Here is a 23270-nt window from a genome sequence, read left to right as displayed (position 1 = left end):
GGAACTTACTTTCACATGCCGTGAGGCGTCAACCACGACGCGCCCACCCGACAGACAGCACCGGGCCAGGCACCACGCCCACAGCCTGCCGTTCGCCCGAGGGCGCCCGCCTCCCCCGACGGGCGGGTCGGTCCGGTCGGGTGGGGGCGCTCGGGAGCCGACCGGGCGGCGGCACTAGCGTGGGGTCATGACGCGACGCAGTGTGCTGGTCACCGGGGGCGCGGGCGGGCTGGGCAAGGCGGTGACCGCCGCGTTCGCCGAGGCGGGCTGGCGGGTGGTCACGCCGCAACGCGCCCGACCGTCGCCGGTGACCGATCCCGGCGGCACCGACCCGGTGCGGCCCGTCGCGGACCTGACCGACCCGCAGGACGTCGCCCGCGCGGTCGAGGTGGCCGCCGGCGATCCCGAGGCACCGCTGCGCGCTCTGGTCAACCTGGTCGGCGGGTACGCCAGCGCCGGCCTGGTGCACGAGACCCCGATCGAGGACTTCGACCGGATGCTCGCCCTCAACCTCCGGCCCACCCACCTGGTCACCCGGGCTGCGCTGCCGCACCTGGTCGCGGCAGGCGGTGGCGCGGTGGTGTGCGTGGCAGCCCGCGCGGCGGTCGCGCCGTTCCCGGGCGTGGCCGGCTACGTGACCGCGAAGGCCGCCGTCCTCGGCTTCGCCTCGGCCGTGGCGGTGGAGTACCGGGCCACGGGCGTGCGCTGCAACACGGTGCTGCCCAGCGTCATCGACACGCCCACCAACCGGACCGCCATGCCCGACGCCGACCACGCCCGCTGGGTGGACCCGGCCGAGATCGCCTCGGTGATCCGCTTCCTGGCCTCGGACGAGTCCGCGCCGACCAGCGGCGCCGCGGTCCCGGTCTACGGCCGGGCCTGAATCGCCACCGGCCCGGTCGTCCACGGCAGGGCATGAATCGGGACCAGCGCGGTCACCGGGCCGGGCAGCCACGGCCGGTACCGTTGCGGCCCCGGCTCGTCCGGCTCGTCGTCGACGGACACCCACTCGGCGAGGTGGGCCCGGATCTCCCGGGCCACCTGGTCCGCCGGCCGGTCCCCGTCGATCGGCACGAAGCTCGGGGACTCCGGCAGGGTGCGGTACGCGAGGTCGGCGGCGGTCAGATAGGGCAGGCTCTCCTGGTCGGTGCCGCGCCGCTCGATCCGCCGGTACGCCTCGGCCGGCGGCACCGTCAGCAGGAACGTCACCTGCGGCTGCGGGAAGACCCGGTACGCGGCCCGGATCAGCCGTTCCCAGCGCTGGCCACCGTGTGCCCGGAGGCTGGCGTACTGGCAGGCGGCGTAGCGGTCCATCACCGCCACGCGCCCGGTGAAGAGGCAGCCGAGCAGGGCCATGGCGATCGCGAGCCAGCGCAGCACGGACTCCACCAGGAGCATCGCGTCCCGCCCGAGCAGTCCCTGCGCGTCCGGCCGACCAAGCCGGTGCGCGGCCCGCCCCAACCAGCGACGCCCACCGGCGTTGCGGTGGTAGGTGGCCGGGTGGCCGGCGGCGGCGAGCGCCTCGGCGAGCCGGTGTGCCTGAGTGGTCTTGCCCGATCCATCCACGCCGATCAGGGCTACGGTGCGCAGTCGGGCCGTCCCGTACCGGGTTCCCGTCGATCTGGCCACTCTGCACAGGATATCCGACCCTCGCACGACGCCCGGGTGGTTCATCCCGCTATACCGCTGATCGCGCCCTTCCGCGCGTGGCAACAGGTGTGGACGACCGGATTGCCGGGTACCGATCCGGCATCCCACCGGTAGGTACCGCACACGTTGACGGGAGAGGCGACATGGCCGAGCGCGACGACGAGACTCTCCTGCACACACTGAAGAAGGTCGCCGCCGTGCTCAAGCAGTCGGACATCCCGTTCGCGCTCGGCGGCAGCTTCGCCGTGTACGCGCACGGCGGCCACTCCAGCGAGCACGACGTCGACTTCCTCATCCGTGAGCCGGACGTCGAAGCCGCCCTGGAGGCGCTGGTGGCGGCCGGGTTCACCGCCGAACGGCCACCGGAGGACTGGCTGGTCAAGGTCTACGACGGCGGTCGCATGGTGGATCTGATCCATCGCCCGATCGAGACGCCGGTCACCGAGGAGACCTTCGCCGACACGGTGGTGCGACCGGTCGACGCCATCCACATGCCGGTGCTGTCGGCCAGCCAGTTGATGGTGCACAAACTGCTCAGTTTCTCCCAGCACTACTGCGACTTCGCGCGAGGGCTGCCGCTGGCCCGATCGCTGCGGGAGCAGATCGACTGGGAACGGGTACGCAAGGAGACGCAGCACTCGCCGTACGCGGAGGCGTTCCTGGTGCTGCTGGACAGGCTGGATGTCGTGCCCGACGGCGGCACGGCCGACGGGAGGGGAACACCGTGACCACGTACCGCGACCCCGGTGCCGGACCGCCGGACGAGTACGTCGAGGCGGAGATCCACCGGCTGCTCGCCGAGGATCCGGCCGTCGCCGAGCAGGGCATCACCGTGGTCCGCACGGAACGCGGCCTGGTGCTCCGGGGCGAGGTGGAGAGCGCCCACCGGCGGGAGGAGATCCTGCGCCGGGTGGCCGAGCGATTTCCCGAGGAGCCGGTCACCAGCGACATCGGGGTGATCCGCGCGCAGGCACCCACAGAGATCGAGCAACTGCCCTGAGGGAGGCGCGATGGCTATCCGGATCGCCGCGGTGGGCGACGTACATCTGGACGAGGACGTGGTCGGCCGCTTCCGGCCGGCCCTGGAGGAACTGCCGGGCAAGGCCGACGCGCTGCTGCTCGCCGGTGACCTGACCCGGCACGGCACCGAGGCGGAGGCCCGGTGCGTGGCGCGGGAGTTCGGCGGACTGGGCGTACCGGTGATCGCCGTGCTCGGCAACCACGACCACCAGTGCGACCAGGTGCCGCAGGTGGTCGGCGCGTTGCAGGAGGCGGGGATCATCGTGCTGGAGGGCGACGGCGTGGTGCTCGACTGCCCCGGCGGCCGGCTCGGCGTCGCCGGGGTGAAGGGCTTCGGCGGCGGGTTCGCCGGCCGGTGCGCCAGTGACTTCGGCGAACCGGAGATGAAGGCGTTCGTCCGGACCACGACCGAGAGCGCAGACCGGCTGGGTGCCGCGCTGCGCTCGCTGGACTGCGACACGCTGGTGGCGCTGACCCACTACTCGCCGGTGCCGGACACCCTGGCCGGGGAGCCGCTGGAGATCTACCCGTTCCTGGGCTGCTACCAGCTCGGGCAGGCGGTCGACTCGGCACCCACCGCGCTGGCCCTGCACGGGCACGCGCACCACGGCTCCGAGCGCGGCACCACGCCCGGCGGAGTACGCGTACGCAACGTCGCGCACCCGGTGATCAAGCAGGCGTACAGCGTCTTCCACTTGGGTGACGACCTTGATCAGCCGCAGGTTTCCGGCGTAGGCGTGGGGGGTATTCAGCAAACATGGAGCTGATTCTCTGGATTCTCGCAGTCGTACTGGTGGTCTCCGGCATCCTCGCGCTGTTCCGCCGGCAGATCCTGTGGGGCATCGTCCTCATCGTCGTTGGCCTGCTCGTGGGCCCGGGTGGTGTGAGCATCTTCAGTTGACGTGGCGGCGCGACGCGTCGCCTGTCCGGACCCGCCGGGGTCGTCGTGACCGGAACTCCGTCCTCCCGACAGGAGCCACCGGCCACGGCGACCCCGGCGTTGTCTTCGGGATCGGGTCCTGCGTCGCGCACCGGCCCCGCCGGCAGGTTTGCCGGCCCGCCCCAGGGAGAAGCTGTGAGCATGCGGACGAGTGCGAACGACACCCGGCGAGGCGGTGCCCGGCGGTGGTGGGCGTTGGCCGGTTTCGCGGCGGCGGTGGGCGTGGCCGCCGCCCTCGGCAACCTGGCCGCCGCCGGTGCGGCGGACGAGTACCGCAGCATCGAACAGCCCGCCTGGGCACCCCCGTCCTGGCTGTTCGGGCCGGTCTGGACCGTGCTCTACGTGACCATTGCGCTGGCCGGCTGGCTGGTCTGGCGCCGGGTGGGTCTCGGCCCGGCCGTGCTCGCCTGGGTGGTGCAGCTCGTACTCAACGCCGCCTGGACCCCACTGTTCTTCGGCGCCGGCCGCTACGGCCTGGCCTTCGCGGAGATCGTGCTGCTGTGGTTGGCGATCGGCGTGACCATCCTGCTGTTCCGGCGGATCAGCACCGCCGCGGCCGTCCTGCTGCTGCCCTACTGGGCCTGGGTGACCTTCGCCGCGGCGCTCAACTACTCGATCTGGCAACTGAACGCCTGACCCGCCCGGAGCTGCGCCTGCGTCGCTCCCGATCAATGTGCGCCGTGTCCGCACACCCGGATCTCGCCGCGTCCAGGCGCAAGCGCACCGCCCACACGCTGACGCCCGCGTTGATCAAGGAGTTTTGGCCACGGAGGGGGACGTCAAAGGCGCAAACCCCTTGGTCAACTCCGGCCAGCGCGGCCCGTCGGACGGTCTGTCGGCCTTGAGGGGCGGGCACCGATCGACAAGGGTGACCGGTGGGGGTGGGAGCGCGCCCAAGCAGGGGCGTCAGGTTTCCGGATTGTTACTCGGTCGTGTCCGTCCCAGGGGTGGACCGCGCGGGATGCAAGCGCTTACATGTGAAAACGCCCATCGGACCGGCGCCAGGCCAACCGGATGAGATCCGGCCCGCGCCGGCTAGGAAGGAGGAGGCATGGCGGTCTTTGCCAGGCCACGCCAGGCCCTCGTGATCGCCGGCGCGCTCGGACTGGCGCTCGGCGCCACCGCCTGCGGCACCGGCAGCAACACCAGCAGCGGCAACAACAACGCCGGTTCCGCCGAGTGTGCCCCGTACGAGAAGTACCAGGGCCACGACGGCAGAAAGGTGACGATCTACTCGTCGATCCGGGACATCGAGGACGACCGGCTGAACGAGTCGTGGAAGCAGTTCGAGGACTGCACCGGCATCGACATCAGCCACGAGGGCAGTGGTGAGTTCGAGGCGCAACTGCCGGTACGCGTCGACGGTGGCAACGCTCCCGACCTGGCGTTCATCCCCCAGCCTGGCCTGATCCAGCGGTTCGCCGAGCGGGACCAGATCAAGGCCGCCAGCGCCGACACCAAGGCGATGGCCGAGGAGAACTACCCGGCCGAATGGCTGACCTACAGCACGGTCAACGGCACCTTCTACGGCGCGCCGCTCGGCTCGAACGTGAAGTCCTTCGTCTGGTACTCGCCGAAGATGTTCCAGGAGAAGGGCTGGACGGTCCCGAACACCTGGGAAGAGATGATCAAGCTCAGTGACACGATCGCGGACAGCGGCACCAAGCCGTGGTGCGCCGGGATCGAGTCCGGCGAGGCCACCGGGTGGCCGGCCACCGACTGGATCGAAGACCTGATGCTGCGTACGCAGACGCCCGAGGTCTACGACCAGTGGACCAAGCACGAGATCCCGTTCAACGACCCGCGGGTCGCCGAGGCGCTCGACCGCGCCGGCACCATCCTGAAGAACGACAAGTACGTCAACGGCGGCTTCGGCGGGGTGCGCAGCATCGCCACCACCTCCTTCCAGGAGGCCGGCGTGCCGATCACGGCCGGCAAGTGCGCGCTGCACCGGCAGGCCTCGTTCTACGCCAACCAGTGGCCGCAGGGCACCCGGGTGGCCGAGGACGGCGACGTGTTCGCGTTCTACTTCCCGGCCATCGACCCGGCCCGGGGCAAGCCGGTCCTGGGCGGCGGCGAGTTCGTGACGGCGTTCAGCGACCGTCCCGAGGTGCAGGCGGTGCAGACGTACCTCGCCTCCGGTGAGCACGCCAACAGCCGCGCGAAGATCGGCGACTGGGTGTCCGCCAACAACAAGCTCGACCTGGCCAACGTCGCGAACCCGATCGACAAGCTGTCCGTGGAGCTGCTCCAGGACGACAGCTCGGTCTTCCGCTTCGACGGGTCCGACCTGATGCCGGCGGCCGTCGGCAACGGCACCTTCTGGAAGGGCATGGTCGAGTGGATCAACGGGCGGGACACCGCCACGGTCCTCCAGGGCATCGAGAGCAGCTGGCCGAACTGAGTCCAGTGGTGGGCCGGTCCGCGACTGCGAGCCGGCCCACCGGCTCTGCCGACACCTCTGGGAGGGTTGATGAACTTCGACTTCGCCGACCAGGCGCCGAAACTGATGATGTTGCTGTGGGGGCTGGTCGCCTTCGCAGTGGTGGTCGGCGGCCTGCTCGTCCTGCTCGACGCGGTACCGGCGTTCTTCGCCCGACGCCGCGAGGCGCAACTGGTCGCCGCCGCCGGCGGCGGTGTGCCCCTACCCCGGCGGACCAAGCCCCGGGAGGGGCTGTTCGCGCTGTTCTTCCTGCTGCCGACGGTGCTGCTGCTGATGATCGGCCTGGTCGTCCCGGCAATCCGCACCACGCTGCTGTCCTTCATGGACGGCGGCAGCCAGAACTGGGTCGGTCTGGACAACTACCGCTGGATGTTCGCCGAGGACGCGATCGTCCGGGTGCTGATCAACACGCTGGTCTGGGTCACCCTGGTCCCGCTGGTCGCCACCGCCATGGGCCTGCTCTACGCCGTGCTGGTCGACAAGGCCCGGATGGAGGCGCTGGCGAAGTCGCTGATCTTCATGCCGATGGCGATCTCGTTCGTGGGCGCCGCCATCATCTGGCGGTTCGTCTACGCCTACCGGGGTGAGGACCAGGAACAGATCGGTCTGCTCAACCAGATCGTGGTCAGCCTCGGCGGCGAACCCCGACAGTGGCTGCTCGACTCGCCACTGAACACGCTGCTGCTCATCGTGATCATGGTATGGATCCAGGCCGGATTCGCCATGGTGGTGCTCTCCGCGGCGATCAAGTCCATCCCGGCCGACATCGTGGAGGCGGCCCGCCTCGACGGGGTCACCCCCTGGCAGATGTTCCGGCAGATCACCGTGCCCAGCATCCGGCCGGCCATGATCGTCGTCGTGGTCACCATCTCGATCGCCACGCTGAAGGTCTTCGACATCGTCCGCACCACGACCAACGGCAACTACGACACCAGCGTGATCGCGAACGAGATGTACAACCAGGCGTTCCGGTACGGCCAGAACGGTCAGGGGTCAGCCCTGGCAGTCTTCCTCTTCGTCCTGGTGCTACCGATCGTGATCTTCCAGATCCGGAACCTGCGTCAGCAGCGACGGGAGGGCTGAGATGACCACCACCACTCCCCCGGTCGCCGCCGGTGCCCAGGACACCAGCGGCACGTCGACGCGGGCGTCCCGGGTACGCAAGCGGCTGAACAGCCGTACCGCGACCGTGGTCGCGATCGTCATCGCGGTCGTCTGGACCATCCCGACGTTCGGCCTGTTCGTCTCCTCGTTCCGGCCGGAGCCCCAGCTCAAGACCACCGGCTGGTGGACGTTCTTCCGGGACCCGCAGTTCACCCTGCAGAACTACCAGGACGTGCTGTTCGGGCAGGCATCCGGATCGGGTCAGCTCGCCAACTACTTCGTCAACTCGCTGGTCATCACCGTGCCGTCGGTGCTGTTCCCGCTCGCGTTCGCCGCCCTGGCCGCGTACGCCCTGGCGTGGATCAACTTCCGCGGCCGGGACTGGGTCTACATCGGCATCTTCGCGCTCCAGATCGTGCCGTTGCAGATGGCGCTGGTGCCGCTGCTGAGCTTCTTCTCGCGAGGAGTCAGCGTCGGCGGCGTCACCCTGATGCCCGCCTGGAACCTCGACGGCGCGCAGAACTTCGCCCAGGTGTGGTTCGCGCACACCTGTTTCGCGTTGCCGTTCGCCGTGTTCCTGCTGCACAACTTCATCTCGCAGCTACCGAAGGACCTGATGGAGGCGGCCCGGGTCGACGGGGCCACCCACCCCAGGATCTTCCGCACCATCGTGCTGCCGCTGGTCGCTCCCGCCCTGGCCGCGTTCGGCATCTTCCAGTTCCTCTGGGTCTGGAACGACCTGCTGGTCGCGCTCATCTTCGCCGGTGGCAGCGAGGTCACCGCGCCGCTCACCGTCCGGCTGGCCGAACTGGCCGGCACCCGGGGCAACGAGTGGCAACGGCTGACCGCCGGGGCGTTCGTCTCGATCGTCGTACCGCTGATCGTGTTCCTGTCGTTGCAGCGATACTTCGTTCGAGGGCTGCTCGCCGGCAGCGTCAAGGGCTGATACCCCGGGTGGTGCCGCCGTCGACGGGGACGGCGGCACCACGCGGGACATGAGCGGGGTATGTGTGACGAGGATCGACGACGTCGCCCGGCTGGCCGGAGTCTCCACGGCCACCGTCTCCCGGGCGCTACGCGGACTGCCGACCGTGTCGGCCGCCACCCGCCACCGGGTGCTGGCCGCCGCCGAGCAGTTGCAGTACGCCGTGTCGCCGAGCGCCTCCCGGTTGGCCGGGGGTCGCACCGGCACCGTCGCGGTGGTCGTCCCCCGGATCACCCGGTGGTTCTTCGGCGTCGTCGTCGAAGCGGTCGAGGACTTCCTCCACCAGGCGGGCTACGACCTCCTGCTGCACAACCTCGGCGGCCGGGAGCAGAACCGGCAACGGCTGCTGCACCCCGTCAACCTGCACAATCGGGTGGACGCCGTGATGCTGGTCGCCACCCCGCTGCGGGCACCGGAGTTGACCGCTCTGGCCGCGCTCGACCTGCCCGGCGTGACCGTCAGCTCCGGGACCGACGTGCCGGGCTGGCCGTGCGTACGCATCGACGACGTGGCCGCCGCGCGGACCGCCACCCGGCACCTGCTGGACCTCGGGCACCGCCGCGTCGCCCACATCTCCGGCGACCCCGACGACGAACTCGCCTTCACCGCCCACCTGGACCGACGCCGGGGCTACCAGGACGCCCTCCGCGCCGCCGGGTTGCGCCCCGACCCGAGCCTCGACGTGGAGTCCGGGTTCGACATCGCCGGCGGTACCCGGGCCACCGAGGAGCTGCTGCGCCGGGGTGATCCGCCCACGGCGATCTTCGCCGCCTGCGACGAGATGGCGATGGGCGCCCTGACCGCGCTGCGCGACGCCGGGCTGCGGGTGCCCCAGGACGTCAGCGTGATCGGCATCGACGACCACGCCCTTGCCGACGTACTCGGGTTGAGCACCATCGCCCAGCCCGCCGCCGAGCAGGGCCGGTTGGCCGCGAAGCTGCTGCTCGACCCGCTCGCCGGGCCGTCCCCGCAGACCGGCGCGCACCAGGCGGTGTCGCCGGTGATTCTGGACACTCGGCTGGTCGTGCGTGAATCGACCGCACCGGCGCGGGCAAACTAACGCCAGTCACCATCGTCCTCCGGCGACCCGCCGGGCCGGCTCGACCACGGGAGTCCGTCCTGAACGACAACGCGACGCACCAGAGCTCGCCCCCCGCCACGATCACCGGCTGGTGGACCGAGGCGGTGATCTACCAGATCTACCCGCGTTCCTTCGCCGACTCCAACGGCGACGGCATCGGAGACCTGCCGGGGATCACCGCCCGTCTCGACCACCTCGCCGAGTTGGGGGTCGACGCGGTCTGGCTCTCCCCGTTCTACCCGTCGCCACAGGCCGACGCCGGCTACGACGTGGCCGACTACCGGGACGTGGAGCCGCTGTTCGGCACGCTCGCCGACGCCGACGACCTGATCGCGCAGGCCCGCGCCCGAGGGCTGCGGGTAATCGTCGACCTGGTGCCCAACCACACCTCGTCGGCACACCGGTGGTTCCAGGCCGCCCTGGCCGCCGAGCCGGGCAGCGCCGAGCGGCAGCGGTACGTCTTCCGCGACGGCCGGGGACCGGACGGTGCCGAGCCGCCCAACGACTGGCAGAGCGTCTTCGGCGGACCAGCCTGGACCCGGGTCCCCGACGGGCAGTGGTACCTGCACCTGTTCGACACCGCCCAGCCCGACCTGAACTGGGATGACCCCGAGGTACGCGCGGAGTTCCTCGACGTGCTGCGGTTCTGGCTGGACCGGGGCGTGGACGGCTTCCGGGTCGACGTGGCGCATGGCCTGGTCAAGCAGGCCGACCTGGCCGACTGGCGGGAACCGCAGGAGATCCTCTCCGGGCAGGAGTCCGACAAGCCCCGCCCGCCGATGTGGGACCAGGACGGCGTACACGAGATCTACCGGGACTGGCGGCGGCTGCTGGACGGCTACCCCGGGGAACGCGTCCTGGTCGCCGAGGCGTGGGTGGAGCCGGCCGAGCGGCTGGCCCGGTACGTCCGCCCCGACGAGATGCACCAGGCGTTCAACTTCGAGTACCTGCTGGCCTCCTGGACCGCCCCCGCCCAGTACGCGGTGATCACCCGGTCGCTGGAGGCCACCGACGCGGTCGGCGCGCCCACCACCTGGGTGCTCTCCAACCACGACGTGGTCCGGCACGCGTCCCGGCTCGGACTGCCGGTGGGCGCCGTCCGGCCCAACGGCATCGGCGTCGGCGACGAGCAGCCGGACGCGGCGCTCGGGCTGCGCCGGGCCCGCGCGGCCACCCTGCTGATGCTCGCCCTGCCCGGGTCGGCCTACCTCTACCAGGGCGAGGAGTTGGGGCTGCCAGAGCACACCAGCCTGCCCGACGAGGCCCGCCAGGACCCGACGTGGGAACGCAGCGGGCACACCCAACGGGGCCGGGACGGCTGTCGGGTGCCGATCCCGTGGGAGGCCGATGCCCCGTCGTACGGGTTCGGGCCCACCGACGCGAGCTGGTTGCCGCAGCCGCCGGCCTGGGCCGAGTACGCGCTGGACCGCCAGCGTGACGTGCCCGGCTCGACGTACGAGACGTACCGGACGGCGTTGCGGCTGCGGCGTACCCACGGGCTGGGCCAGGGCACCCTGGAGTGGCTCTCCTCCGGCGACGAGGTGCTGACCTTCCGCAACGGCGACCTGGTGGTGTCGACCAACTTCGGCCCGGAATCCGTTCCGCTGCCCGACGGCGAGCTGGTGCACAGCAGCGCCCCGCTGACCGAGGACGGTTCCCTCCCCACCGACGTGACCGTCTGGCTCCGCCCCGGCTGAGGTGTAAGGAAGGGCCCCTTGTTAACGCCTCAGGTAGAGGAAGGGCCCCTTGTTAACACCGCTCGTCGCGGACTGCGGCAGTCGGACGCTGCCGTCCGGGGGTGTCTCGTGCAGCAGGCCGGATGGCGGTCGTTGTTAAGCAGGTTGCCGTAAGTCCTGTCGGTAACCGTCTGGGTTGAGGCTCGTCGTGCGGTATGGACCTCGCTGGGTTTGCATGGAGTTTCCAGACAACGTGCCGCCGCACCCTGGACCAGCCCATGGCTACCCCACGATTACCGACAGAACTTCTGGCCAGGTGCTTAACAGGGGACCCTTGCTATGCACCAGGCGTTAACAAGGGGCCCTTCCTTACAGCTTTTCGGCGCGGGTGTGCAGCAGTTGGCGGACGTCGGCGATGTCCTTGGGCGAGGTCCGCGCGGCGAGCCAGTACATGATGCCGGTGGGGATGAAGAAGAGCTGGAACGCGGCCAGCCCGACGGCGTAGTTCAGCGGCGGCGGGAAGGCCGCCCGCAAAGCGTGGAAGACCACGCCGACCAGCCCGTTGCCGGCCGCCCGGCCCACCCCGTTGACCAGGTTGCCGAGGCTGTAGACGGTGCCCCGGTGCTCGGGCGGGTTGGCGTCGGCGATCAACGCGAACCAGTTCGGTGAGTTCGCCGAGGTCAACGCCAACGCCAGGAGCGCGGTGAGCAGGCTCAGCCCGACCGTCGGCTCGGTGAACACGCTGCCCACCACGGCGGCCACCACCGTGCCGGTGCCGGCGCCGTCGGGCACGTCGATGCGGATCGGCACGAAGAACAGCACCAGGTAGAGCGGGACCGCGGCGAGGATGCCGACCGCGGCGACCAGCGCCCGGCCGGAGGGCGTACGCCGTTGCAGCGCGTCGCCGATCAGGCCGCCGACGATGGAGAACACCCCGCCGAGCTGGAACAGGGTGGCGAAGACGCTGCCCACCACGATCGCCGTCGCCGGGGAGTAGCCCTGCTCCCGGGCCCGCTCGGTGAAGAGCACCGGCAGCCAGACCAGCGAGCCGAACGCGGCCTGCGCGGTGAGGCCCTGCAGCACGAGCCACCGGTTGGTCCGCCGGCCCAGGATGACCGGCAGGTCGGACCGGCTGATCCGATGGTCGTACTCCGCGCCGGTGGCGAGCGCGGCGGCCAGCTCCGGTTCGCTCTGCCCGCGCCGGATGTCGTACGTGAACAGGTACGCCGCGGTGGCGGCCAGGCCGACGACGGTGAGCAGCAGGAACGGCCGACGCCAGTCGGCCGCGCCGAGCAGCCCGCCGACCAGCGTGCCGGCCAGGGTGCCGATGCCCTGGGAGAGTCCCCAGAAGCTCATCACCAGGCCCCGACGGCGGGGCGAGATCAGGTCGGTGACGACCGAGAAGCCGACCGATCCGACCGCGCCGAGTCCTATCGCCGCCAGCAACTGCGAGGCAAGGAACGTGGGGTAGTTGCCGGCCAGGCCGCTGCCGCCGGTGCCGACGGCCCAGATCAACGTGCCGATCATGAGCAACGGCTTGCGGTTGGTGCGGTCCCCGAAGTACGCCCAGCCGACCGCCGCCACCGCGCTGACCAGGAAGCTGATCGCGGTGACCAGGCCGAGCAGGCGTTGCGGCACCGAGAAGGAGTCGGCGATCGCGCCGTAGAGCGGCGGCACCAGACCGATCGCCACGTTGTCCAGTGAGGCGAGCAGCACGAAGACCACCACGCTGTAGATCCGGTGCGTGGCGCTCCCGCCCCACACCCGCGCGGATCGGCCCGTGCGCAAGGTCATGTCGGCAGCCAACCAGGACCGGATAACGGCCCAATCACCGGGTCCACCCATCCCGGCCGGGCGACAGCGGACCAGCCTGACGACCGGCCCGCCTTACCAAGATCACGCTCATCCTGGATCGATCCTGGATCGAGTGGCATCCCAGCGCCGCAATGACCACTCGATCCAGGATCGAGCACGACCTTGAGGTACAGCGACCCGACACGGCCCGACGGGTCGGAGGGTTGCCGGGGCCGGCGGGCGCCGGGCGTGGTCCGGGCCGGGGCAGCGTCGCGCGCCCCGGCCCGGTCGCTCTTATCCGGTCGTCGGGCGGTCCAGGTGGCGCTCCCGAGCTTCGGCGTAGCGCTCGCGGATGGCCGGTACCGGCTCGGCCGCGTACTCCTCGGTGCCGGACGGTGACCACGACGGCGGTTCCGCGCCGCCGAGGGCCAGCCAGGCAGCCTGGCGGGCGGCCCCGTCGGCGACGTACTCGCCGGGCGGTGGGACGACCACCGGGCAGCCGAAGACCTGGGCGGCGATCCGGCGGACGGCGGCGGAGCGGGCCCCGCCACCGACCAGGATCACCCGCCGGACGGTCGCCCCCTGGGCGGCCAGCGCGTCCAGCCCGTCGGCGAGCGCGCAGAGCATGCCCTCCACCGCGGCCCGGGCCAGGTGTGCCGGGGTCGAGGTACGCAGGGTGAGCCCGTGCACCGCCCCGGTGGCCAGCGGCCGGTTCGGCGTCCGCTCGCCCTCCAGGTACGGCACCAGGACGAGCCCATCCGCTCCGGGCGGCGCCGCCAGCGCCAGCTCGGCCAACTCGTCCAGCCCGACCCGCAGCATCCCGGCGGCGGCGTCCAGCACCCGGGCCGCGTTGAGCGTGCAGACCAGCGGCAGGAACCGGCCGGTGGCGTCAGCGAAGCCGGCGACGATCCCGGTCGGGTCGGCGGCCGGCGCGTCGGCGACGCTGAACACGGTGCCGGAGGTGCCGATCGAGACGACCACGTCACCGGGGCCGGCACCCACGCCGAGCCCGGCGGCGGCGTTGTCCCCCGCCCCGGGCCCGAGCAGCGCCCCGTCGGGCAGCGCGCCCGCCGCCTCGGCGGCACCCAGCACGGTCGGCACCCGCACCGCCCGGCCGAGCGCCCGTTCCAGCAGGTCGGGGCGGTACTCGCCGGTGGCCGGCGACCAGTAGCCGGTGCCGCTGGCGTCGCTGCGGTCGGTCCGCAGCGCCGCCAGGTCGGACGATCCGGACAGACGCCAGGTCAGCCAGTCGTGCGGCAGGCAGACGGCGGCCACCCGATCGGCGTTGGCCGGCTCGTGGCGGGCCAGCCAGCGCAGCTTGGTGACGGTGAAGCTGGCCACCGGCACGCTGCCCACCGCGTCGGCCCAGAACTGCCGTCCCGCCGTACCGGCACCGGCCTCCTCGACCAGGTCGGCGGCGGCCTGTGCGGAGCGGGTGTCGTTCCACAGCAGCGCCGGCCGGACCACCTCGCCAGCGGCGTCCAGGCAGACCATGCCGTGCTGTTGGCCGGCGACGGAGACGGCGGCGACGTCGTCCAGCCCGCCGGCGGCGTCGATCGCCGTCTGGAGGGCCGACCACCAGGCCGAGGGGTCGACCTCGGTGCCGTCCGGGTGCGGTGCCCGGCCCTGGCGGACCAGGTCACCGGTCTCCGCGTCCCGGACGACCACCTTGCAGGACTGGGTGGAGGAGTCCACCCCGGCGACAAGCGGCATGCCGTCCGCCTCAGCGCGCGCCGAGCACGTGCTCGACGGCGAGCTGGTTGAGCCGGATGAAGCCGAAGCCCCGGGCCCCGGTCGTCTCGACGTCGAACTCCTCGTACGCGCTGGTGTCGGCGAGCAGCTCGGCGTAGCCCTCGCCGTCGCCCAGGGTCGGTACGCCCAGCTCGCCGACCTTGCTCGCGGCCAGCGCCTCGGCCACCTCGGGGTCGGCCCGGAACGCCGCCGCCCGCTCCTTGAGCAGCAGGTAGGTCCGCATGTTCGCGGCGGCGGAGACCCACACCCCGTCCATGTCCTCGGTGCGGGAGGGCTTGTAGTCGAAGTGGCGCGGCCCCTGGTACGCCGGGCCGCCGCCCGGTGCGCCGTGCTCCAGCAGGTCCACCAGCGCGAACGCGTTGAGCAGGTCACCGTGGCCGAAGACCAGGTCCTGGTCGTACTTGATGCCGCGCTGGCCGTTGAGGTCGATGTGGAACAGCTTGCCCTGCCACAGCGCCTGGGCGATGCCGTGGACGAAGTTCAGCCCGGCCATCTGCTCGTGGCCGACCTCCGGGTTCACGCCGACCCGGTCGGGGTGGGCGAGGGTGGAGATGAAGGCCAGGGCGTGCCCGACGGTGGGCAGCAGGATGTCGCCGCGCGGCTCGTTGGGCTTGGGCTCCAGCGCGAAGCGCAGGTCGTAGCCGCGGTCGACGACGTACTGGCAGAGCAGGTCGACCGCCTCGCGGTAGCGCTCCAGCGCGGCCTGCACGTCCTTGGCCACGTCGTACTCGCCGCCTTCCCGGCCGCCCCACATGACGAAGGTCTGTGCGCCCAGCTCGGCGGCGAGGTCGATGTTGCGCAGCACCTTGCGCAGCGCGTACCGCCGGACGTCGCGGTCGTTGCTGGTGAAGCCACCGTCCTTGAAGACGGGCTGCTGGAAGAGGTCGGTGGTGACCATCGGCACCGCCAGGCCGGTCTCGTCGAGCGCCTTGCGGAACCGGGCGATCTGGCCGTCGCGGGTGGCGGCGTCCGCACCGAACGGCACGAGGTCGTCGTCGTGGAAGGTGACGCCGTACGCGCCCAGCTCGGCGAGCCGGTGCACCGACTCGACCGGGTCCAGCGCGGGACGGGTGGCGTGACCGAACGGGTCTCGGCCCTGCCAGCCGACCGTCCAGAGGCCGAAGGAGAACTTGTCGGCGGGGGTGGGACGGGATGCCATGACAGACCTCCGGTGGTGTCGTCCGCTATTTGTTCAGTGGTTGAATTAAATTGCCGCGATGTGGCAGTGTCAAGGGGTGAACCGACTCGCAGCCCCGGCCGGCGGCGTACGCCAGGGCAGCCTGCGTGAACTGAACCTCGCCCTCGTCCTCGGCCGGATCGCCGCCGCCGACCGTCCGCCCTCACGGGCGGCCCTGGCCGCCCAGACCGGTCTGACCCGGGCCACCGTCTCCGCCGTGGTGGAGGACCTCGTCGCCGGCCGACTGGTCACCGAGGCCGAGCCGACCCCGCGCGCCGGTGCCGGTCGACCCGCCCGCGGCCTGGTGCTCGCCGGTGACGGACCGGCCGGGCTCGGCCTGGAGATCAACGTCGACTACCTGGCCGCCTGCGTGGTCGACCTCTCCGGTGAGGTCCGCCACCACACGGTGCACCGGGCCGACCTACGTCCGGTCTCCCCCGCCGACGCACTCGGCCGGCTGGCCCGGCTCGCCGCCCACGCCCGCGCCGACGCCGCTGCCCAGGGCCTCACCCTGGCCGGTGCGGCCCTCGGCGTACCCGGGCTGGTCGACGACACCGGCGGGGTCCGCCTCGCGCCCAACCTGAGCTGGCGGGACGTGCCGGTGCCGGAGCTGCTGGCCGCGTATCCGCCGCTCACCGAGACCGTCGAGGGCGTACCGGCGCTGGTGGTGGACAACGAGGCCAACCTCGCCGCGCTCAGCGAACTGCACGCCGGTGCCGGACCGGGCAGCTTCCTGCACCTGTCCGGCGAGGTCGGCATCGGTGCCGGGATCGTGCTCGACGGCGCGTTGTTCCGGGGCGTCCGGGGCTGGAGCGGCGAGATCGGGCACATCCCGGTACGACCGGACGGACCGCCCTGCCGGTGCGGCGGCCGGGGCTGCCTGGAACGCTACGCCGGACAGGAGGCGATCCTCGCCACAGCCGGCCTGGCCGGGGCCGACATGCCGGCGGACACCGCCGCGATGCGACTGGCCCAGCTCGCCGAGGCCGGCGAGCCCGCCGCCCGGCACGCCCTGCACGAGGCCGGTACGGCCATCGGGATCACCGTGTCGAGCGTGATCAACCTGCTGGACCTGGACACCGTGGTGCTCGGCGGCGGCTACGCCCCGCTCGCCCCCTGGATCCGGCCCCCGGTGCTCGCCGAGATCGAGCGCCGGGTGCTCACCGCCGCCTGGTCGCCGGTGACCGTGCGACCGGCAACCCTCGGTGCCACGGCCGCCGCGGTGGGCGCGGCCGGCTCGGTGGTACGCAGGATCATCGCCCGCCCCGCCGGTTGGCTCGCCCGGCTCTAGTTGTTCCTGCACGGCGTGCCTCGGAACGCCTCGGTACCCTTGTCGCGAGGCAACAAACCCCGTGGACCCGAGGAGCACAGCACCGGTATGCGTACAGGTCGACAGCGCAGGGCGCAGGGCGACCGCCGGCGCCCAGGACCCGACGAGGCCCGGCCGCCGGCTCCGCCGGCAGTGGGCGAGCCGGCCGCCTCCGGCTGAGCACCTCGGTCGACTCCGATCTCGCCCTCGAACTCCTCGACGGGCTCGCCGATGCGGTGCTGATCACCGACAGCGCCGGGCAGGTCGTACTGGTCAACGCCACGGCCACCGCGTTGCTGCCGGAGCTGGCACCGGGTGCCGGACTGTCCGGGTGCCCGGTGACGATGCTGGCCGAGGCGTACGCGACCGGGTCGGACGACGTCGAGGGGCAGCACCGGGACCGGCGGCTCCGGGGCATCCGCCGGCCGTTGGCCGGCAACCGGTCGGTCTGGTACGTAAGAGACGTCACCGACGACCACCGGCGCGCCGAGGCGCTGCGGACCGAGCGGGGGCGTACCGACCTCCCGGGCCCTGCTGGACATCCCGGACGCGGCCCGTCGTGGCCAGTTCACCACCCTGCTGCTCGGCACGCTGCGCGCCGAACCGGACGGCGGGTTGCGGGTCCGGGTGGCCGGCGGCGGGCATCCGGTGCCCCTGCTGGTCGACGGCGCCGGGGCGGTGACCCCGGTCGAGGTGGGCGGCATGCCGGTGGGCGCGGTGCCCGGCGCCCGGATCGACGAGGCCGAGGTGCGGCTGCGGCCGGGTGAGCTGCTGGTGGCCCGCACCGACGGGGTGACCGAGGCCCGGGGCGGGCCGCACGGCACCGAGATGTTCGGCGAGCGGCGACTGCACCGGGCCCTGGTCGAGGCCACCGGGTCGTCGCCGGCCGCACTGGTCGACCGGGTGCTGCGCCTGGTCGACGAGTGGTGCGGTGGGCACCGGCACGACGACGTGGCGATGCTGGCGGTGAGCCCGGCCGAGCGCGGCTGACCCCGGCCTGGGCGTCAGGCGGTACGTGAGACCGAGGTCTTCCCCGCCGACCAGCCCCGCGACTGCGGCTCGACACCGTGCTCCGCAGCTCCCCGGCCCGACGCCGGTAGCTGCTCCGGGTGCGCCTCCTGCGGGGGCACCAACGGCGACACCGGCCGCCTCACCCGCGCCCGAGCTGCCGCGTCGAACTCGCGCAATCCGTGCAGCAGCGCCTCACTGGCCTCCGGGGTCATCGCGGCCAGGATCGCGGCCAGGTGCTGGCGGCGGTCCTCGCGCAGCTCGGCGAGGAGCCGGCGGGCCTCGGCGGTGAGGTGCAGCGAGATCTCCCGGCGGTCGGCGCGGCCCGGCTCGCGTTCCAGCATCCCGGCGGCGACCAGCCGGTCGCAGAGCCGGCTGGCCGAGGAGAGCAGCATGTCCAGCCCGGTGGCCAACCGGCGCAGGTTGATCCCGTCCTGCTGCTCGACGAGCATGACGGCCCGCAGCTGGGCGGTCGAGATCCGGTTGGCCGTCCGTTCCCGCGCACCGTCCCAGACGGTCAGCAGGGCACCTGCCGCGGTATCCAGCTCGGCAGCCATACTCATCTCGGGTCCCGGTGGACCATGCAGTTCCGCCATGGTGGGCCTGAGCGTACTCCGATTCTGTCGCCGAATGGGCTTGTGATCAAGGAGAGACGATGAACGAGCCGGTCGACGAGGCCCGCGTCACACTCACGGCGGCCCCCGCTGACCTGCTCGTTGCGCGGATCGCGGAGCTGCTGGAGCGGGAGTACGGCATCACCGAGACCGAGCTGCTCCAGGTCGACTACCGCCTGGCCGCCCTGCTTCCACTCAGCGGTGGTGACGAGGTGACCAGCCCGGGTCACCCCGCCTGGCGCTGCTTCGACCACGAGACTCCGGTGTACGCGGACGGTACCGGTTACCTGCCGGTCAACATGCGCGGCGAACGGCGTGGTGTGCTCCGGGTCGCACCGCTGGACGACGACGGGCTGCTGGCCGATCTGCTGGAGATCGCCACGTCCCTGGCCCACGAGCTGACCGCGGTCGACCCCGGCACCGACGTGTACCGCGTGGCGCGGCGCAGTCGGCGGCTCACGCTCGCGGCCGAGGTGCAGTGGGAGCTCCTGCCCGGGCGCAGCCGGACCCGTCCGTCGTTCAGCCTGGCCGGTCAGCTCGAACCGGCGTACGCGGTGCGGGGCGACAGCTTCGACTGGTCCGACGACGGCGAACGGGTCTGGACCGCGACAATCAACGGGATGGGTGAGGGGGTGGCCGCCTCGATGCTCTCCATGCTGGCCACCTGCGCGCTGCGCAACGCCCGCCGGGCCGGCATCCCGCTGGCCGACCAGGCCACCCTGGCCGACCAGGCGGTCTACGACATGCACCGGGGTGAGCAACATCTCTCCACCCTGCTGCTCGAACTCGACCTGCGGACCGGCCTGCTCACCGCCGTCGACGCCGGATCACCCCGGCTGGTGCTGCTGCGGGCCGGCGAGGTCACCGTGCAGGCGCTGGAGGCGCAGTTCCCGCTCGGCATGTTCGAGGGGACGAACTATCACGAACAGTACATCCAGCTCCAGCGGGGCGACCGACTCTTCATGATCAGCGACGGAGTGATCGACGCGACCGGGCGCAGCACCCGCTACGGCGAGACCGCGCTGGACCGGATGTTGCGCCGTACCGGGCCGATGACGCCGCTGGACGCCGTCCGCTCTCTCCTCGGCGACCTGCGGGCCTTCGTCGCCGGCGACCTCACCGACGACGCGGTGGTGGTCTGCCTGGACTGGACCGGCCCGCAGCCGTAGGCCGAGGTCAGTACGCGCCCCGACTGTTGATCACCGCGCCGAAGGTCTTCCAGAGGATGGTCAGGTCGGCCGCGAGCGACCAGTTCTCCACGTAGTAGAGGTCCAGCCGGATGCCGTCCTCCCAACTCAGGTCGGATCGGCCGCTGACCTGCCAGAGGCCGGTCATCCCGGGCTTGACCAGCAGGCGGCGGGCCACGTCGCCGTCGTAGCGGGCCACCTCCGACGGCAGCGGCGGCCGGGGCCCGACCAGGCTCATCTGACCGAGCAGGACGTTGACCAGCTGGGGAAGCTCGTCCAGGGACCACTTGCGCAGCAGCCGCCCGACCCTGGTCACCCGGGGGTCGTCCCGCATCTTGAACATCAGGCCGTCGGTCTCGTTGCGGGCGGTCAACTCGGCCAGCAGGGCGTCCGCGTTGACCACCATGGTGCGGAACTTGAAGACGCCGAACTCGCGCCCCCCCTGCCCCACCCGGGTCTGCCGGAACAGCACCGGTCCCCGGCTGTTCAGCTTCACGGCGAGCGCGATGGCCGCCAGCAGCGGCAGCAGCAGGGTCAGCGCCACCAGCGACAACGAGCGGTCGACCAGCCCCTTGACCAGCTTGCGCGCCCCACGGAACTCGGGTGCCTCCACGTGGATCAAGGGCAGCCCGGCGACCGGGCGGGTGTGGATGCGCGGACCGGCGACGTCGGTCAACGCCGGGGCCAGCACCAGGTCGATGCCGGTGCCCTCCAGCTGCCAACCGAGCCGGCGCAGCCGGGTGGCGGTCAGCTCCCCGCAGGCGGTGACCGCCACCGTGTCCGCGCCGATGGCGGCGGCGGCCTCCGGGATACCCCGGAACGAGCCGACCACCGGCACGTCACCGAGCCGCTGCGCCACCGGGGCCAGCAGCGCGTCCGGGATGCAGGCACCGACCACCTGATAGCCGGCGTACGGCTCGCGGCGCAGCGTGTGCACCAACTCCAACACGTGTGCGGTGTCGCCGACCACCAGCACCCGCCGAGACCAGCCCGCACCCCGCGACCGGGCTCGGTGCAGGCGCTTGCGCGCGGCGAACCGGGCCACTTCGAGCGCGATCGTGCCCACCGCGAACGAGATCGCCAGGAAACCACGGGACACGCCGACATCGGCGACGTAGCCGAGGATCGCGACGGCGCCGGCCAGCCGGAGACTGGCCATGCTCACCCGCCGGTACTCGTCCGCGCCGTAGCCGACCACCCGGTCGTCGTAGCAGCGCAGGGCCTTGAGCGAGACCAGCCAGGCCAGCACCAGCGCCGGAGCGAACAGGACGTAGGACACGTGGGTGCCACGTGGAACGGATTCGCCGAATCGAGCCGCGTACCCGATGAGCACCGCCACGGACAGGACGGTGGCGTCCAGCACGACCAGGGAACGGACGTACGCCCGCTGGTCGTCGCGCACCGACCCGCTCGCCGGCGGGGTGTCACCTGATCGCGATGACGATCTGGCGGGGGTCAACAGCGTCGCCGAGGTCACCGGCCCTCCCACACTTCGCTCGCCGACGGCCCGGGATCGGCCGGGACGGGCGGCCGGATCTGCCGGTGCACGAGGAACATCCTGCCTTGATAACTATGAGGGCCGATTGCTTCCGACGTATTGCCGTCACTTTCCGGTGTGGAGGACGACCGGAAAGGGGCCTGTCGTACTGCTTTCTCCGGTACCGCAGACCCCAGTCCTGTGCCTTTGCTCAGGCCGGCGCCTTCCTCAGGGCGATCGCCCTGAGGAAGATGTCACTGATCTTGGTCGGGTCGGCGGCGATGAACGCCCCGCCGCCGGCGGCCCCGGCGATGGTGTCCAGCTCCGACTTGCTCACCTCGGTGCCGATTCCCACGATGATGACCTGGATCGGCTGCTCCGGGTCCTTGATCCGCTCCAGCTCGGCGATCAGCTGGCGCTGCGAGATGCCGTCGGCGTCCTCGTTCTTGCCGTCTGTGAAGAGCACGATCGAGTTGACCTTGCCCGGTTCCCAGTTCCGCTGGACGTCCTTGTAGGCGGCCAGCAGCGTGTCGTACAGGCCGGTGTCACCACTGGACGAGGCGACCGTGTCCAGACCCCGCTCCAGGGTGCTGCGCTGCCGCGACAGCGGCCCGATCGGCACCACCTCGCGGTGGTCCCGCGTACCCACCAGATTGGTGGAGAACACCCACAGCCCGATCGACCAGGAGTCGTCGAAGAGGTTCAGGCCGCGGCGGGCCGCCTCGATGGTGACCTGCTGCCGGGTCGCCCCGTTGGCCGTCGGCACGGTCTTCTTCATCGAGCCGGAGACGTCGATGATGCAGAGCATCCGGCCGGACAGGGTGGCGATCGACCAGCTCGACACCGCCCGCTCCACCGCGTCCGGCGCCAGCCCACCGGCAGCCACCCCGCCCTGTGGCGGCGGCGCGGCGGAGGCGTCGCCACCGGCCGGGCTGGGCGCACCCTGCGGCGCCGCGAAGCCGGCACCCCAGTTCCCGTCCGGCCCGCGCAACGACTGCGTGGCCAGCCTGTCCCTAAACGACGAGGTGGTCAGCGCCTCGAACAGCACCCGGGCGGCGGACGCCTTGGCCGGGTCGATGCCGGGCAGCACCGCGTACGGGTAGTCCAGCGGCAGCGGTGCCGGCTTGAGATACAGCGCCGCCAACGGCACCGGAGGCTTGCGGGCGTTGTACTGGATGACGTCCTCCTCGGAGAGCGCCGCCGCGCCGAGGGCGCTGGCCAGCGTGGTGTTGTCCGCCGAGGTCGGGAACTTCGCGAGCAGGTCCTGGCGCAGCGCCGAGGCACCCGACGCCAGCGCCCGCAGCGCGCCGACCCGGTCCTGCTCGGCGGTGGCACCGCCGGTGGACGACGCCGCGGTCATCAGCGACAGCAAACCGGACAGGCCGGCGGCGTCCCGGGTCGGCTCGACGATCCCGGTTCGCAGCGGCCGGTCGCTGTTCACCCGGGCCAGCAGCTGTGTCCAGTCGAGTTCCTTCTGCGGCCAGCCGAGCCGGGCGGCGATCGGCTCCGGCATCGCGACGACCACCGGGCTGCTGGCGATCGACGCCCCGTTACCCGGCTCGAAGGCCGCCGCGCCACCGGTCTTGAGTCGCAGCAGCCAGGTGGAGGAGTCCGGGATCCAGACGTCGGGGCTCACCGCGGTGCCGCTGGCCTGGCCCACACCGGCCAGGGTCGCGCCGTGCCTGGCCGCCACCACCGCCGCCACCTCGACCGGGTCGGCCGCCGTGACCGTCACGTCGATGCAGGTCCCCTCGACGGCGGCACCCTTCTCCTCCCACTCGGAGGCCGCCTGGTCCACCGCCGGAGCGAGCTCGCCGGCCACGGCGACGGACAGCTCGATCTTGCCGGAGCAGTCCGGACCGGCGAGTTGGCGATAACCGACCCACCCCCCGGCCGTGACGACGAGAACGCCGACCGCCGCCGCGGCGGCGGCGGCGTGAATACCTGAACGCATGCGATGGCGGCCTGCTGACACGCAGACCATCTTGCGTACCCGGCCGGTGGTCTGCCATGGCCTTTCGGTCGAAAGTTACAGAGGAGAAACAGATCACTG

21 protein-coding genes are annotated in these 23270 nt (G+C 71.8%); 14 read left to right on the top strand and 7 right to left on the bottom strand.

Annotation, left to right across the window (positions count from 1 at the left end):
- Nucleotides 1-187 precede the first annotated feature (187 nt).
- Nucleotides 188-883 (top strand): SDR family NAD(P)-dependent oxidoreductase, encoded by a 696-nt coding sequence (locus ID554_RS21085; RefSeq protein ID WP_117225925.1) that lies wholly within the window; start codon nucleotides 188-190, stop codon nucleotides 881-883.
- Here ID554_RS21085 and ID554_RS21080 read toward each other — a convergent pair.
- Nucleotides 868-1629 carry a dTMP kinase gene (locus ID554_RS21080; RefSeq protein ID WP_117225926.1) on the bottom strand — a complete coding sequence of 254 codons (762 nt, stop codon included), beginning with the start codon at nucleotides 1627-1629 and terminating at the stop codon, nucleotides 868-870. The two genes, ID554_RS21085 and ID554_RS21080, sit on opposite strands and share 16 nt — an antisense overlap.
- Before the next feature lie 122 nt (nucleotides 1630-1751).
- Here ID554_RS21080 and ID554_RS21075 point away from each other — a divergent pair, with 122 nt between their 5' ends.
- The 10 genes from ID554_RS21075 (at nucleotide 1752) to ID554_RS21030 (ending at nucleotide 10920) form a co-directional block, all read left to right on the top strand.
- Nucleotides 1752-2378, top strand: coding sequence for a nucleotidyltransferase family protein (locus tag ID554_RS21075; RefSeq protein ID WP_263407346.1), 627 nt, complete (start codon nucleotides 1752-1754; stop codon nucleotides 2376-2378).
- Nucleotides 2375-2650, top strand: coding sequence for a hypothetical protein (locus ID554_RS21070; protein ID WP_117225928.1), 276 nt, complete (start codon nucleotides 2375-2377; stop codon nucleotides 2648-2650). The genes ID554_RS21075 and ID554_RS21070 overlap by 4 nt, the downstream gene beginning before the upstream one ends.
- A gap of 10 nt (nucleotides 2651-2660) precedes the next feature.
- Nucleotides 2661-3437, top strand: a complete 777-nt coding sequence (locus tag ID554_RS21065; RefSeq protein ID WP_117225929.1) for a metallophosphoesterase family protein — start codon at nucleotides 2661-2663, stop codon at nucleotides 3435-3437.
- Nucleotides 3428-3571: a GPGG-motif small membrane protein gene (locus tag ID554_RS21060; protein WP_162854360.1), complete on the top strand. Its 144-nt coding sequence runs from the start codon at nucleotides 3428-3430 to the stop codon at nucleotides 3569-3571. The genes ID554_RS21065 and ID554_RS21060 overlap by 10 nt, the downstream gene beginning before the upstream one ends.
- Nucleotides 3572-3751: 180 nt before the next feature.
- Nucleotides 3752-4246 carry a TspO/MBR family protein gene (locus ID554_RS21055; protein ID WP_117226410.1) on the top strand — a complete coding sequence of 165 codons (495 nt, stop codon included), beginning with the start codon at nucleotides 3752-3754 and terminating at the stop codon, nucleotides 4244-4246.
- Nucleotides 4247-4661: 415 nt separating this feature from the next.
- Nucleotides 4662-6014: an ABC transporter substrate-binding protein gene (locus ID554_RS21050; protein ID WP_117225930.1), complete on the top strand. Its 1353-nt coding sequence runs from the start codon at nucleotides 4662-4664 to the stop codon at nucleotides 6012-6014.
- 69 nt (nucleotides 6015-6083) lie between these two features.
- The gene (locus ID554_RS21045; RefSeq protein WP_117225931.1) at nucleotides 6084-7136 is read left to right on the top strand and encodes a carbohydrate ABC transporter permease; all 1053 of its coding nucleotides are present in this window, start codon (nucleotides 6084-6086) and stop codon (nucleotides 7134-7136) included.
- A gap of 1 nt (nucleotide 7137) precedes the next feature.
- Nucleotides 7138-8103, top strand: coding sequence for a carbohydrate ABC transporter permease (locus tag ID554_RS21040; RefSeq protein ID WP_117225932.1), 966 nt, complete (start codon nucleotides 7138-7140; stop codon nucleotides 8101-8103).
- A gap of 64 nt (nucleotides 8104-8167) precedes the next feature.
- The gene (locus ID554_RS21035; RefSeq protein ID WP_117225933.1) at nucleotides 8168-9202 is read left to right on the top strand and encodes a LacI family DNA-binding transcriptional regulator; all 1035 of its coding nucleotides are present in this window, start codon (nucleotides 8168-8170) and stop codon (nucleotides 9200-9202) included.
- A 59-nt stretch (nucleotides 9203-9261) separates the two neighbouring features.
- Nucleotides 9262-10920: a glycoside hydrolase family 13 protein gene (locus ID554_RS21030; protein ID WP_396888557.1), complete on the top strand. Its 1659-nt coding sequence runs from the start codon at nucleotides 9262-9264 to the stop codon at nucleotides 10918-10920.
- 348 nt (nucleotides 10921-11268) lie between these two features.
- Here ID554_RS21030 and ID554_RS21025 read toward each other — a convergent pair whose 3' ends face one another.
- The 3 genes from ID554_RS21025 to xylA form a co-directional block, all read right to left on the bottom strand.
- Entirely contained in the window at nucleotides 11269-12693 is a 1425-nt protein-coding gene (locus tag ID554_RS21025; protein WP_117225935.1) for an MFS transporter, read from the bottom strand.
- A gap of 294 nt (nucleotides 12694-12987) precedes the next feature.
- Nucleotides 12988-14406 carry a xylulokinase gene (gene xylB, locus ID554_RS21020; RefSeq protein WP_117225936.1) on the bottom strand — a complete coding sequence of 473 codons (1419 nt, stop codon included), beginning with the start codon at nucleotides 14404-14406 and terminating at the stop codon, nucleotides 12988-12990.
- Nucleotides 14407-14416: 10 nt separating this feature from the next.
- On the bottom strand, nucleotides 14417-15604 hold the full coding sequence (gene xylA / locus ID554_RS21015; RefSeq protein WP_117225937.1) for a xylose isomerase: 1188 nt from the start codon (nucleotides 15602-15604) through the stop codon (nucleotides 14417-14419).
- 58 nt (nucleotides 15605-15662) lie between these two features.
- Here xylA and ID554_RS21010 point away from each other — a divergent pair, with 58 nt between their 5' ends.
- Both ID554_RS21010 and ID554_RS31815 read left to right on the top strand, forming a co-directional pair.
- Nucleotides 15663-16913 (top strand): ROK family protein, encoded by a 1251-nt coding sequence (locus ID554_RS21010; protein WP_191088593.1) that lies wholly within the window; start codon nucleotides 15663-15665, stop codon nucleotides 16911-16913.
- Nucleotides 16914-17462: 549 nt separating this feature from the next.
- Nucleotides 17463-17921 carry a PP2C family protein-serine/threonine phosphatase gene (locus tag ID554_RS31815; RefSeq protein ID WP_396888556.1) on the top strand — a complete coding sequence of 153 codons (459 nt, stop codon included), beginning with the start codon at nucleotides 17463-17465 and terminating at the stop codon, nucleotides 17919-17921.
- A gap of 14 nt (nucleotides 17922-17935) precedes the next feature.
- Here the strand turns inward: ID554_RS31815 and ID554_RS21000 are convergent, their stop codons facing one another.
- Entirely contained in the window at nucleotides 17936-18502 is a 567-nt protein-coding gene (locus ID554_RS21000) for a MarR family winged helix-turn-helix transcriptional regulator (protein WP_223884167.1), read from the bottom strand.
- Between the two features lie 92 nt (nucleotides 18503-18594).
- Here ID554_RS21000 and ID554_RS20995 point away from each other — a divergent pair, with 92 nt between their 5' ends.
- Nucleotides 18595-19722 (top strand): PP2C family protein-serine/threonine phosphatase, encoded by a 1128-nt coding sequence (locus ID554_RS20995; RefSeq protein WP_117225939.1) that lies wholly within the window; start codon nucleotides 18595-18597, stop codon nucleotides 19720-19722.
- A gap of 7 nt (nucleotides 19723-19729) precedes the next feature.
- Here ID554_RS20995 and ID554_RS20990 read toward each other — a convergent pair whose 3' ends face one another.
- Both ID554_RS20990 and ID554_RS20985 read right to left on the bottom strand, forming a co-directional pair.
- Entirely contained in the window at nucleotides 19730-21217 is a 1488-nt protein-coding gene (locus ID554_RS20990; RefSeq protein ID WP_117225940.1) for a sugar transferase, read from the bottom strand.
- A 211-nt stretch (nucleotides 21218-21428) separates the two neighbouring features.
- A complete protein-coding gene (locus ID554_RS20985; protein WP_117226411.1) occupies nucleotides 21429-23192 on the bottom strand; it encodes a substrate-binding domain-containing protein in 1764 nt (587 codons plus the stop codon).
- Between the last annotated feature and the right edge of the window lie 78 nt (nucleotides 23193-23270).

The sequence above is a fragment of the Micromonospora craniellae genome (genome assembly GCF_014764405.1).
Taxonomy (GTDB): Bacteria; Actinomycetota; Actinomycetes; order Mycobacteriales; family Micromonosporaceae; genus Micromonospora; species Micromonospora craniellae.
This window is presented reverse-complemented; position numbering and strand designations above follow the sequence as displayed.

Coding starts and splice junctions, on each gene's coding strand:
- ID554_RS21045 (WP_117225931.1), top strand. CDS start 6,084: ATGAACTTCGACTTCGCCGACCAGGCGCCGAAACTGATGATGTTGCTG.
- ID554_RS21050 (WP_117225930.1), top strand. CDS start 4,662: ATGGCGGTCTTTGCCAGGCCACGCCAGGCCCTCGTGATCGCCGGCGCG.
- ID554_RS21085 (WP_117225925.1), top strand. CDS start 188: ATGACGCGACGCAGTGTGCTGGTCACCGGGGGCGCGGGCGGGCTGGGC.
- ID554_RS20995 (WP_117225939.1), top strand. CDS start 18,595: ATGAACGAGCCGGTCGACGAGGCCCGCGTCACACTCACGGCGGCCCCC.
- ID554_RS21060 (WP_162854360.1), top strand. CDS start 3,428: ATGGAGCTGATTCTCTGGATTCTCGCAGTCGTACTGGTGGTCTCCGGC.
- xylB (WP_117225936.1), bottom strand. CDS start 14,406: ATGCCGCTTGTCGCCGGGGTGGACTCCTCCACCCAGTCCTGCAAGGTG.
- ID554_RS21025 (WP_117225935.1), bottom strand. CDS start 12,693: ATGACCTTGCGCACGGGCCGATCCGCGCGGGTGTGGGGCGGGAGCGCC.
- xylA (WP_117225937.1), bottom strand. CDS start 15,604: ATGGCATCCCGTCCCACCCCCGCCGACAAGTTCTCCTTCGGCCTCTGG.
- ID554_RS21010 (WP_191088593.1), top strand. CDS start 15,663: ATGTGGCAGTGTCAAGGGGTGAACCGACTCGCAGCCCCGGCCGGCGGC.
- ID554_RS21040 (WP_117225932.1), top strand. CDS start 7,138: ATGACCACCACCACTCCCCCGGTCGCCGCCGGTGCCCAGGACACCAGC.
- ID554_RS21000 (WP_223884167.1), bottom strand. CDS start 18,502: ATGAGTATGGCTGCCGAGCTGGATACCGCGGCAGGTGCCCTGCTGACC.
- ID554_RS21065 (WP_117225929.1), top strand. CDS start 2,661: ATGGCTATCCGGATCGCCGCGGTGGGCGACGTACATCTGGACGAGGAC.
- ID554_RS21055 (WP_117226410.1), top strand. CDS start 3,752: ATGCGGACGAGTGCGAACGACACCCGGCGAGGCGGTGCCCGGCGGTGG.